Origin of the sequence: Streptomyces sp. SID5785 (assembly GCF_009870065.1) — a bacterium.
Classification (GTDB): Bacteria; Actinomycetota; Actinomycetes; order Streptomycetales; family Streptomycetaceae; genus Streptomyces.
Genome location: NZ_WWIA01000554.1, coordinates 1 through 11,606 on the forward strand (window position 1 = coordinate 1; position 11,606 = coordinate 11,606).

The 11,606-nt window shown below is 74.7% G+C and carries 9 protein-coding genes; 4 read left to right on the forward strand and 5 right to left on the reverse strand.

Translation table 11 applies throughout. From position 1 onward, the window contains the following. From GTW43_RS17895 to GTW43_RS17910, 4 genes are all read right to left on the reverse strand, one after another. A partial coding sequence (locus GTW43_RS17895) for an alpha-(1->3)-arabinofuranosyltransferase family protein (protein WP_161303023.1) occupies positions 1-3,893 on the reverse strand: 3,893 nt, incomplete at its 3' end. After that, the gene (locus GTW43_RS17900; protein ID WP_161303024.1) at positions 3,890-4,627 is read right to left on the reverse strand and encodes a class I SAM-dependent methyltransferase; all 738 of its coding nucleotides are present in this window, start codon (positions 4,625-4,627) and stop codon (positions 3,890-3,892) included. The genes GTW43_RS17900 and GTW43_RS17895, both read right to left, overlap by 4 nt. Next, positions 4,624-5,778, reverse strand: a complete 1,155-nt coding sequence (locus GTW43_RS17905; RefSeq protein ID WP_161303025.1) for a glycosyltransferase family 4 protein — start codon at positions 5,776-5,778, stop codon at positions 4,624-4,626. The genes GTW43_RS17900 and GTW43_RS17905 overlap by 4 nt, the downstream gene beginning before the upstream one ends. A 275-nt stretch (positions 5,779-6,053) precedes the next feature. Next, entirely contained in the window at positions 6,054-7,100 is a 1,047-nt protein-coding gene (locus tag GTW43_RS17910) for a DUF3068 domain-containing protein (protein ID WP_161303026.1), read from the reverse strand. 182 nt (positions 7,101-7,282) lie between these two features. Between GTW43_RS17910 and GTW43_RS17915 the strand changes: the two genes are divergently transcribed. The 4 genes from GTW43_RS17915 (at position 7,283) to GTW43_RS17930 (ending at position 10,447) form a co-directional block, all read left to right on the forward strand. Further along, positions 7,283-7,435, forward strand: a complete 153-nt coding sequence (locus GTW43_RS17915) for a DUF2613 family protein (protein WP_161303027.1) — start codon at positions 7,283-7,285, stop codon at positions 7,433-7,435. A 3-nt stretch (positions 7,436-7,438) separates the two neighbouring features. Then, the gene (locus GTW43_RS17920) at positions 7,439-8,686 is read left to right on the forward strand and encodes a PucR family transcriptional regulator (RefSeq protein WP_161303028.1); all 1,248 of its coding nucleotides are present in this window, start codon (positions 7,439-7,441) and stop codon (positions 8,684-8,686) included. A 136-nt stretch (positions 8,687-8,822) separates the two neighbouring features. After that, a complete protein-coding gene (locus GTW43_RS17925) occupies positions 8,823-9,596 on the forward strand; it encodes an IclR family transcriptional regulator (protein ID WP_161303029.1) in 774 nt (257 codons plus the stop codon). Next, entirely contained in the window at positions 9,593-10,447 is an 855-nt protein-coding gene (locus tag GTW43_RS17930) for an SMP-30/gluconolactonase/LRE family protein (RefSeq protein ID WP_161303030.1), read from the forward strand. The genes GTW43_RS17925 and GTW43_RS17930 overlap by 4 nt, the downstream gene beginning before the upstream one ends. A gap of 94 nt (positions 10,448-10,541) precedes the next feature. Here the strand turns inward: GTW43_RS17930 and mmsB are convergent. Beyond that, positions 10,542-11,606: multiple monosaccharide ABC transporter permease (mmsB, locus tag GTW43_RS17935; protein ID WP_161303031.1), on the reverse strand; the 1,065-nt coding region annotated here is incomplete at its 5' end.

Sequence of the window (11,606 nt, forward strand, 5' to 3'; positions counted from 1 at the left end):
GCGAGCAGGGCCAGGGCCGGGACGAGCGCCGCCCAGGGCCCCGCGATCACGACCCCGACCAGGGTGAGCGCCACCGTGCCGAGGAGCGCCCCGGGTGCCGCGGGCACCGGCGCGGCGGGCTGTGCCCCGCGCTCCGGTCGGCGCCGCCACAGCGCGAGCCCGATCAGGACGACGAGGCCCGCCCCGCCCGCGATCAGCCCCGCCCGGTACGTGCCGCCGGGCTCGTACGACAGCTCGACGGTGCCGCTCGCCCCGGCCGGCACGAGCCAGGCCTGCTGCCAGCCGTCGAGCCGCAGCGAGGTCAGCTTCCGGCCGTCCAGAGTGGCCTGCCAGCCGTCGTTGGCGTTCTCGTACGTGGTCAGGTAAGCGGCCTCGCCCCCGGTGACCCGCACGCTGCGCGTGTCGCCCCGCCAGTCGCCCACCGTCAGGCGGCGGGTGCCGGGCGCGGCCGCGGCGGGCGCACCGGACCGGGTCAGGGTGACGTCGGTGAGGGACAGCGGGCCCGCGCCGCTCGCACGCAGGGTGTGCTCGCCGGCCGGCAGGTCGAGCGTGCCGCACAGGGTGATGTCCACGGGCCGCCGCTCGGTGAGGTCGGCGACGGTGCCGCGCGCCGAGGTGCGGTGCGCGGTGCCGTCGACGGTCACCGTCGGCCCCTTGCCGCACGGCAGCCGGAACTGCCGCGCGGGGTCGGGCTGCCGGACCCGGTACGTGTCGAGCTCCGGGATGTAGGCCTCGGTCAGGCCCACCGGCAGCTGCATGTCCTCGTCCACGACCGGGTTGTGGAGCTTCAGCGGCGCCGTCCGCGTGATCGTGACGTCGAGCCGGTCCGTCGTGATGGGGTCGAAGCGGGCCACGCCGTTCTCGTCGACGCCCGCGACGGCCGCCCCGTCCGGGCTGCTGATCTCGATCTTCTCCGGCCGCGCGGACAGGCCGCCGGCCGCGGGCAGGACGAGCGTGGACACCGGCTTGCGGCCGGGCCAGCGCAGATGGAGCGTGGGCCGGTCGCCCGCGATCCACGCCGTGGTGAGGTCGCCGTCGGTCAGATTGCGGGCGCTGGTGTTCGTGCCGAGCGCGGCCGTCGAGTCGGCGCTCGCGGTGATCTTCCGTTTCTGTCCCGGGGCGACGCGGTAGAGGAGGGCGTCGAGCGCGTTCCCGGCGGTCGGGGTGGCGGTCGCCCGGAAGGTGTAGCGGCCGGAGCCGGTGGTGGTGAACACCCGGTCCAGGGCCGGTTCGGTGTCGGTGAGGGTGAGGCCGCCGCTGCTCACGGCGCGGTGGAAGCGGTACGTGTCCGCGCCCGCGGAGTCGGCGGGCAGCCGCAGCGCGCGGTGCACGCGGACGCCGGGCACGTCGATGTCGCGGAAGCCGGCGCCGGTGAGCCCCGGCCGGTCCCGCTCCGTGTCCAGGATCGTGATCCGCAGCAGGCGGGTGTCGCCCGCCGGCGCCCGCACGGTCTGCCGGGTGCCGTCCGGCCGGACGTCGGCCGTGGTGCTGCCCCGGTCCGTCTCGATCCTGATCCGGGTCGGCGCGGCCCGAACGCCGTCCTGCGGCAGCGGGGTCAGCCGCAGTCGGCCGTGCAGGTCGACGGGCTCGTCGAGGTCGAGGCGCAGCCACTCGCCGCGGGCCGAGTCCGGGGCGCCCTCCGCCCATGCGGTGTCCGGGTCGCCGTCGAAGGCGTTCACCGGGTCGAACTGGGGCAGGTGGAGCAGCCAGTTGCCGCTCGACGACGCGCTGACCGCGCGGGCTCCCTCGATCCGGGCGGTCGTCTGCCGCTCGCCGCCGTGGCCGGGCAGGATCTGCCGGGGCTCCTGCCCGGGGTTCTCGGCGGCGTGCGGCGGGTTCTTCTCCGTCGGGGTGTACGGGTACGAGGTGTTGGTGTTGACGAGTCCGAAGCGGGTGTCGGCGCGGCGCAGCCCGTCGGCCGCGATGCGCAGGGCGGGGTCGCCGACCCCGGGGTGGTGGTCGCCGGTGAGGACCGCGGGCCGGTCGCGGAAGTCCGGGTCCGCGGAGAGCCCGAGCAGCGCCTCGGGGCCGCCGCTGACCTCCGCCGTGTTCGCGGCCGGCAACAGCCCGGCCCGCTCCGGCCGTTCGGCGTCCGGGCCGGGGGCGTAGATCTCGACGGAGCGCTGACGCGGGTAGAGGCCCTCGACGGCGACCGGTGTGCGCTCGGCGATGCGGCCGCCGGTGACGACGGGGCCGAAGCCGGTGACGCGGCGGAAGCCGGACTCGGTGAGGGTCCGTCTGACGGTGGCGGTGGGCACGGCGCCGAACTGGTCGGGGTCGAGGTCGTTGCGGACCACCACGTAGTGCAGCCCGGACCGGCCGACGAAGTCCGCGAGGCCCGGCACCCGCCCGCCGGACATGAGGGCCTGCTCGACGGCGTCCAGGGCGCGCCGGTTGCCGGCCGTGCCGAAGGGGACGTAGTCGCGCTGCGCCCAGGGCGAGTCGGCGAGCACGTCGAGCGGCTGGTCGATGGGGGAGCCCCACGTGTAGATGCCGTGCGCGGTCGCGGGCACGACGAGGGCGCGGGTGCCGGGGGAGTGCCGGTGCAGCCAGTCGGCGGTCGTCTGCCAGTACGTGGGCAGCTTCTGGAAGGCGCCCGGCTGGAGGATCGAGCCGTTCAGGTACGGCCAGGCGAGTCCGGGCAGGATCAGCAGCGCGGCCAGCAGCGGGGCGTGCCGGCGTACGCGCAGCGGGCGGGCGCCGCGCGGGTCGGCGGCGACGCCGACGATGTGGGCGAGACCGAGCGCGAGCGCGAGGGCGAGGCCGGTCTCGAACTTGTAGACGTTGCGGAAGGGCGCAAGAGCGCCGTCCAGCCAGGTCTGCACCGTGCCGTGGAAGGGGGCGCCGAGCGCGCCGCCGTACCCGGCGAGCAGGACGAGGAGCGTGGCGAGCACCGTGAGCAGCAGCCAGCGGCGCTCCGGCAGATCGCGCCGGGCCAGGCCCGCGAGACCGAGCGCGGCGGCGAGCGCGGAGCAGACGACGGCGACCGCGGCGCTCACCACGGTCCAGCCCGCGGGCAGCCAGGCGTCGCCGAGGTGCAGGTAGGCGACCCAGTTCCCGGCTCCGCGCAGCACCTCCGTCGCCGCCGTCGGATCCGTCGTGGTCCGTGAACTCTCCACGTAGGGAAGGAAGTTCTCGCCGTGCGCGCCGAGCAGGAGCAGCGGGACGATCCACCAGGTCGTCGCCAGCACGACGCACGGGATCCACCAGGCGATCTGCCGCCGCTTGCGCGGACCGGGCGGCCGGGACAGCAGGTACAGGCCCACCGGCAGCAGCGAGGCGAGCGTCGAGGCCGCGTTCACCCCGCCCATGAAGGGGATGAGCAGCGCCGAGCGGACGGCCGAGATCCGTGCCGTGGTGTGCGGGTTCGTGAGCGGCAGCAGCACCCAGGGCAGGAAGGCGCCGGGCAGCGCCGCGGCCGAGGTGGAGCCGATGACGATGGTGAAGGTCGGCCACAGCGCGTACGCCACGGCGCCCAGCAGCCGGCTGCGCGGTCCGCCCACACGCAGTCGTTCGGCGAGGCGCAGCGCGCCCCAGAAGGCGACGGTGACGACGATCGACAGCCACAGCCGCTCCGCCAGCCACACGGGAAGGTGCAGCAGGTGGGTCAGTCCGTAGTACGGCAGCATCGGGAACGCGTAGCCGACGTACTGGTCGGCGAGCCCGCCGAAGCCCGCGCGGTCGTGCCAGAGCTGCCCGAGGTCCGCGAGGAAGCGCCACGGGTCGAGGGCGACGCCGAGCTTGGTCTCGAACGTGGTGCGGCCGGGCTGCACCGCGCAGAACGCCACGAGGAGCACGGCCCAGAAGGACAGCAGCCAGCGGCGCGAGCGCGGTCCCGGCTCGGGCGCCGGGGGAGCCGGGGCGGCCGGTGGGGCCTGGACCGTGGTCGTCATGGGGCACACCGCCTGAGGATGAGGAGCAGGTTCCACGTCGCGATCTCGCGCACCGCGGGCACCCGCGTCACCGCCCCGGCCAGGAACGGCCAGTAGCGGGAGCGGGCCGCGAGGACCGTGACGTCGTCGCGGGCCCGGACATGGCGCAGGGTCGGGCCGACGTGGTGCACGAAGAGGTTCTCGCCGAGGGTGTGCTTGGGCGCCCGGCCGGTGCGCCGCCGGTAGCGGGCCTGGGCGCGGCCCGCGCCCAGGTAGTGCCAGGGCGCCCACTCGTGACCGCCCCACGGGGACAGCCAGTTGGTGAACGACACGTAGACCAGGCCGCCGGGCCGGGTGACCCGGACCAGCTCGCCCAGGAACGTGTCGCGGTCGGCGACGTGCTCCAGGACGTTCGAGGTGAACGTGACGTCGGCGCACCCGTCGGCCAGCGGCAGCAGATAGCCGTCGGCGACGACGGTGGAGCTCGGCGGCGCGGCGCCGAGCTCCCGGGCGTCCGGCTCGAACAGGACACCCTGCGCGCCGCGCGCCCGGAACTCCCTGGTGAAGTGCCCGCTGCCGCCGCCGACGTCCACGACGACCTTGCCCGCGACCTTCCCGTACGCCTCGACCTGGTCGGCGGCGTCGCGGGCGAGGAGCGCGTAGCAGGACTCGGGGTCGCGCTGTTCGGCGAGGAAGGCGCGGAACAGGGCGAGCGAGCGGCGCGGCGACGGGTCCCTGAACCCGGTCCCCGTCATGGCGTCCGGCCCCGCACCGCCTCCGCCGCGACCGCCCGGAAGCGGCGCACGGTGTGGGCCCAGCGGAATCCGGCGGCCCGTTCCTCGGCGGCCTTGCCCATCAGTTCGCGGCGCCGCGCGGACAGGGCGAGCGTGCACCAGGCGGCGGCGAACGAGGACGGCCCGTGCGCGAGCAGCCCGGTCACCCCGTCCTCGACGGAGTCGCGCACGCCCGGCACGTCGAAGCCCACGGCGGGCGTGCCGCGCGCCGCCGCCTCGGTGATCACCAGGCCCCAGCCCTCGACGGCCGAGGGATGCAGCAGCAGCCACGCCTCGCACAGCAGCCGGTGCTTGTCGGCCTCGGAGACGTGCCCGGCGAACTCGACGCCCTCACCCGCGAGGTGCCGCAGCCGGGCGTCCTCGGGGCCGTCGCCGACGATGACGAGCCGACCGCCGGTGACCGGGCGGACCCGCTCCCACAGGCGCAGGAGCAGATCGATCCGCTTGTACTCGACGAGCCGGCCCATCGCGAGGAAGAGCGGCTCGGGGGACCGGTCGGCGCGCGGCCCCGGCTCCTCGACCCCGTTCGGGACGAGCCGGACGCGGTCCGGTTCGACGCCGATCCCGTGCAGGGCGTGCGCCGTCGAGGGCGACACGGCGACGAGCAGGTTGCGGCGTTGCGCGACCCCGGACAGCGCCCAGTGTTCGAGTCGGCGGCCCAGGTGGGCGGCGGGCGCGAGCGGGCCGCGCAGCCGCATCCGCCACAGGTCGGTGTGGACGTGGTTGACGAGGCAGAGTGTCGGGCCCTCGTGCCACAGCGGTGCCAGGTACGGCATGCCGTTGCACACCTCGACGAGCAGGTCGCAGGCGCCGACCCGGCGGGCGAACGCCGAGCGGGCGCGCAGGTAGTGCGCGGTCCGGCCGCCCGCCGACACGACCCGGTAGTCGCGCTCGGCGGCCGGGCCGCCGCACAGCAGGGTGACGTCGTGGCCGGCGCGGGTGAGCCCGTCGGCCAGTCGGTCGACGAGGAGTTCGGAGCCGCCCGCGTCCGGGTTGCCGAGGTCGCGGTGGGCGAGGAAGACGATCCGGCGCGGGGTGGGGGGTGCGGCCGGCGGGTGCTGCGCGCCGGGTGGGGACGCGGTGCGCAGCGGAAACGGCACGTGCTGGGGCATGCGTGCTCCAACTCGTCTCGGGGTGCGGAACTCTGTGGGGGCACTTGCGCGGCCGTACGGGCCGGTGGGTCGGGCGGGCCCGACCGGGCCGGTGGCGGCCCGATCGGTTCGCTCGGTCCGTGCCGGGGGCTCCGTTCGGGTCCGTACCGGGGGGTACTGTGCCGGTGCTGTGCGGGGACTGTGCTCGGGGTGGGGAGGGACAGTTTTCGCCCCGCTGTTCGATGCGGCTACTCACCCGCGTGACAAGTTTCGGGCTTTCCTCGGCTGACGTACCGTCACATCGTGGCGCTTTCCAGGGCCGTCGGGGACGTATCGGGACCCGGGCCCCGAGGCCCCTCGGGTCCCGCGGGGCCACCCCGGCCCCGGACGGCGAGCACCACCCCGGCCGCCAGGACCAGGACCCCGAGACCGCCCGCCACCAGCGGAAGCGTCGTGCCGAGCAGGGTCAGCCGCCGGTTGTTGTCCCGGGCCTGCGCGACCTGCTCGCGCTGCGTCGCCGGGGTGAACGCGATCTTCCGGCTGTCCAGGAGCACCGCCGCGTCCCGGTCCCCGCCCGGCACCCGCAGCGTCTTGCGCGGTCCGATCGAGGCGTTCAGGATCTGGCCCGTGCGCGGGTCGACGACCAGCTCGACGCCGTGGTTGGCGTACCACTCCTCGGCGAGCACCTGGCTGCGACCGGGCTGTCCGACGATCGTCCCCGGCACCAGGCGCGAGCCCGTCCTGGCGGGGGCCACCGTGCCGGTGAACCGGTAACCCTCGTAGCCCTGCACCCGGGTCACCCCCCGGAAGCGGAGCGGAACCGTCGCACCCAGCGTGTTGTCCCACCAGGTGTACGTGCGCTTCTCCACCCGGAAGGGGAACTTCAGGTAGGCCTCCCCGCGGAAGGCCGGCTGCTCACCGCAGCAGTGCACCGGCCGGTTGGTCGCGCGGTCGGTGACCCAGCGCTCCAGGGTCCACTGGAGCGCGTCGTGCGGGTCGGCGGCCGGCAGCGACGCGTCCGTGTCGACCGAGGTCGTCACGTCCCACACCGCCCGCCCGCTGCGCTCGCTCTCGGCCACGTCGCCGCGCACCTGGCGGGTGATCGTGATCCGCTTGTCGCGCACCGTCCTGATCTTTCCGGTGTCGAAATAGCTGCCGGTGCCGGTGAACACCGTCGTGGTGTCGATGTCCACCGGAGTGCGCTCGGCCCGGGGTTCCACGTACCAGGCGAGCAGTCCGGCGAGCACCAGCAGAAAGGTGCCCGTACCCAGGGCCACCAGGGGAAACAGCCGGGACGTGGCCCGGGTCGAGGTCGGGGATCCAGCGGAGGCGAAACGACTCATCGGGCGCTCCCGGGGGGAAGGGCGCCACGGCATGGCCGTGGTCGGCCGGTCATGGGCCGGGAACCGTAGACGCCCCCTTGACGGAGTGTCAATGACGTGAAGACACTGAGGACTTGCCGGAACACCCAGGGTGGGGACCGACCTCAGTACTCCGAGTTCGTGGACGAGAGGCTGACCCTGCGATGAACCGACTGATCGCCGCGGCGCTGTCCGTGGCAGCCGGAGCGGCGCTCGCCGTCGCCGCGGCCTTCGGCGTGCTCGCACTGATCGACGCGACGCCCGACCAGCCCAACACCCCGCTGCTCACCTACGAGACGCCCGGATCGGGGCGCTGAGCCGTGAGCGTGACCACCCACGGCACCCGCTCGGCCTGGCGCGACGTGCCGCGGCCCCAGGTGCGCCAGTTCTCCGCGCTCGCCCTCGCCGAGTCGCCCCGGCTCGCCGAGGACATCCTGCGCGAGATCCGCCGCGAGTACCCCCAACTGCCCCTGGTGCCCGACGAGTCCGGGGAACCGCTCGCCCTCGTCGGCATCCGGCGCGCCATCGAGGGCGTCGTCCAGCACCTCGCCGACGCCTCCGGCGTCACCGGCAAGGACGGCGCCGCCGCCCCCCTGCCCTCCGCCTTCGAGGAGTTCGGCCGCGGCCAGAGCCTGCACGGACAGAGCCTCGACGCGCTCCAGGCCATGTACCGCATCGGCGTCAAGCTCGCCTGGCGCCGGCTGGCCGACATCGGCCAGCGGCTCGACATCCCGCCGCCCGCCATGTACGAACTCGCCGAGTCCAGCTACGAGTACCTGGACAGCCTGGTCGGCGAGTCCGTGCGCGGCTACGCCGAGGCCGCCGCCCGCGAGGCCGGAGAGCGGCTGCGCCAGCAGCGGCGGCTCATGGACCTGCTGCTCGACGGGCGGGCCGCGGCGCCCCCCGATCCGGTCAGGGCCCTCACCGAACGGGCCGCGCGGATCGGCTGGCCCGTCCCCGACCAGGTCGCCGTCGGCGTGCTGCTGCGGCCCGCCCGGGACGCCGTGGCCCCCGCCGTCGGCCCCGACGTCCTGCTCGACATGGAGACCGAACGGCCCCGGCTCGTCGTGCCCGACCCGGACGCGGCGGGCCGGCCCGACCTGCTGCGCCGCGCCCTGACCGGCTGGTCCGGTGCGGTCGGCCCGCCCGTCGCGCCCGCCGACGCCGCCAAGTCGCTGCGCTGGGCCGAGTCCGCCGTCGCCCTCATGGAGCGCGGCCTGCTGCCCGCCACCGAGGTCCTGCGCTGCACCGAGCACACCCAGGCGCTCGTCCTGCTCCAGCCCGAGGAGCTCGTCGACGACCTCGCGCGGCGGGCCCTCGAACCCCTCACGCACTGCGGCCCCGCACACGCCCGCCGCCTCGCCGAGACCCTGCTCGCCTGGCTGGAGACCCGCGGCGGCGCCCCCGAGGTCGCCGCCCGCCTCGGCGTCCACCCCCAGACCGTCCGCTACCGCCTGCGCCAGATCCGCGAACTGTGGGGCGACGAGATCGACGACCCCGACCACCGCTTCGAACTCGAACTGGTCCTGAGAGCACGCCGGTTGCGCGGCGACCTCGGCCCCCGGTGACCCCGCGCGGCGCGCCGGGGCCGGGGCCCCGCGAGCGCCGGACGGTACGGCCATTGCCCGGTCCGGAGGGTCGTACGTACGCTGTGTTCGCTATTCCGACTGACGGTTGAAATATCGAACAAGGGAGGGGCCGGTCGTGGGACGTCTCGTACCAGCCGTGACCCGGGCGCTGGACATCCTCGAACTCTTCCTGGACGGGGAGGGCACCCTGTCCGCCCCCGACATCGTGCGCCGACTGCAACTGCCCCGCACCACCGTGCACGAGCTCGTCTCCACGCTCACGGCCCGGCAGTACCTCGTCCAGGTCCCCGGCCAGCCCGGCCGCTACCGCCTGGGCGTGCGGCCCTACCAGCTCGGCAGCCGCTACGCGGAACAGCTCGACCTCGCCGCCGAGGGGCAGCAGGTCGCCCGGACCGTCGCCGAGACCTGCGACGAGACCGTCCACGTCGCCCTGCTCGAGGGCGCCGACGTCATCTACGTCGCGAAGGTCGACTCCACGCACGCCGTGCGCATGGTCTCCGCCGCCGGGCGCCGGCTGCCCGCCCACTGCACCTCCGTCGGCAAGATGCTGCTCGCGTCGCTGCCCGGCCCGGAGCTCGACGCCCGTATCCCGAAGGACGCCGAACTGCCGGGCATGACCGAGAACTCGATCACCGACCCGGCCGTCCTGCGCACCCACCTCGCCGGGATCCGCGAGCGCGGGATCGCCGTCGAGAGCCGCGAGTCCAACCCCGACGTGTCCTGCGTCGCGGCCCCCGTGCGCGACCGCACCGGCCGGGTCGTCGCCGCGCTCTCCATCTCCGTGCCGATGATCCGCTGGAGCGACGCGCGCCGGGAGGAGCTGGCGCAGCTCGTCGCGAAGGGCGCCGCCGATCTGTCGGAGCGCCTCGGCCACCGGGGCCGGGCATGAGCGCCGTCGAGCAGGCCGTCGCCGCGGGCGCCGCGCTGGGCGAGGGCCCGACCTGGGACGCGGCGGCCGGCCAGCTGCTCTGGGTGGACATCCTCGGCTCCCGCGTCCACACCTTCGCCCCCGGCACCGGCCGCCGCACGGTCCTCGCGACCGAGCAGCACGTGGGCGCCGCCAAGCCGCGCGCGGGCGGCGGCCTGGTCCTCAACCTCCGGGACGGAGTGGGGGCGTACGACGCGGACGGCCGCTTCGGCTGGCTGCACCACGATCCGGTCCCCGGCCGCCGGGGCAACGACGCGGCCGTCGCCCCCGACGGCTCCCTGTGGGCCGGCTCGATGGCGTACGACGAGACGCCCGGCGCCGGGAACCTGGTCCGGGTCGCCCCCGACGGCACGGTGACCACGGTCCTCGACGCCGTCACGGTCTCCAACGGCACCGGCTGGAGCCCCGACGGCCGCCTCATGTACTACGTCGACACCCCGACCCGCCGCATCGACGTCTTCGACGTGTCCGACATGTCCGGTGAACACGTCGCCGGGCGGCGCCCGTTCGCGCGGGTCGACGAGGGCGCGGGCTACCCGGACGGCCTCACGGTCGACGCCGAGGGCTGCGTCTGGGTGGCCCTCTGGGACGGCGGCGCCCTGCACCGCTACACCCCGTCCGGGACCCTGGACCGGGTGATCACGCTCCCGGTCCGCCGCCCGACGGCCTGCGCGTTCGGCGGCCCCGCCCTGACGGACCTGTACGTCACGACGGCCCGTGTCGGCCTGGACGACCCGGCCCCACTGGAGGGCTCGCTCCTGGTCCTGCCGCACGCGGGCCGCGGGCTTCCCCAGCCCCCGTTCGGCGGCTGACCGGCCGGGCGCGTCCCCCGGTCCTGGCCCGGACGAGCAGCGGGGCCCCGCCGGAAGAGTCCGGCGGGGCCCCGCTGCTCGACCGGCCGACAGCTCAGGAGCCGGACTTGCGCTTGTTCCAGACGTCGAAGCCGACCGCCGCGAGCAGCGCCAGGCCCTTGATGACCTGCTGCCAGTCGGTGCCGACGCTCAGCAGGTTCATGCCGTTGTTGAGGACGCCGAGGACCAGGCCGCCGATGATGGCGCCGAGGACCGTGCCGACGCCGCCGCTCATCGAGGCGCCGCCGATGAACGACGAGGCGATGGCCTCGAGTTCGAAGTTCAGGCCCGCCTTGGGCGAGGCCGCGTTGAGCCGGGCCGCGACCACCAGGCCCGCCAGCGCCGCGAGCACGCCCATGTTCAGGAAGACCAGGAAGGTGACCTTCTTGTCCTTGACGCCGGACAGCTTGGCGGCGGGCAGGTTGCCGCCGATCGCGTAGATGTGGCGGCCGAAGACGGCGTTGCGCATCACGTAGCCGTAGCCCACCACGAGGACGCCGAGGATGAGCAGGACGATCGGCGCACCCTCGTAGCTGGCGAGCAGCATCGTGACGACGAGGATCGCCGCGACGATCGCGACGAGCTTGAGCAGGAAGAGGTTGCGCGGCAGGACCTGGAGCGAGAACTCCTTCTCGCGCCGGCGGTCCCGGACCTCCTGGGCCACCACGAAGACGATCAGCACGAGCCCGAGCAGCAGCGTGATGTTGTGGTAGTTGGTGTTCGGGCCGACCTCCGGCAGGAAGCCGTTGCCCATCTTCTGCAGGCCGCCCGGGAACGGGCCGACGGTCTGCCCCTTCAGGAGGATCTCCGTCAGACCGCGGAAGAGCAGCATTCCGGCGAGGGTGACGATGAACGACGGTATCCCCAGATACGCGATGAGGAAGCCCTGGACGGACCCGGCCACCGCCCCCACCAGCAGCGTGAGCACGAGCGCGACGGGCCAGGCCACGCCGTGTTCGACGGTGAGCACGGCCGCGAAGGCGCCGACGAACGCGGTCAGCGAGCCGACCGAGAGGTCGATGTGCCCCGCGATGATCACCAGCATCATGCCGATCGCGAGGATCAGGATGTAGCTGTTCTGCAGGACGAGGTTGGAGACGTTGCGCGGCAGCAGCAGGTC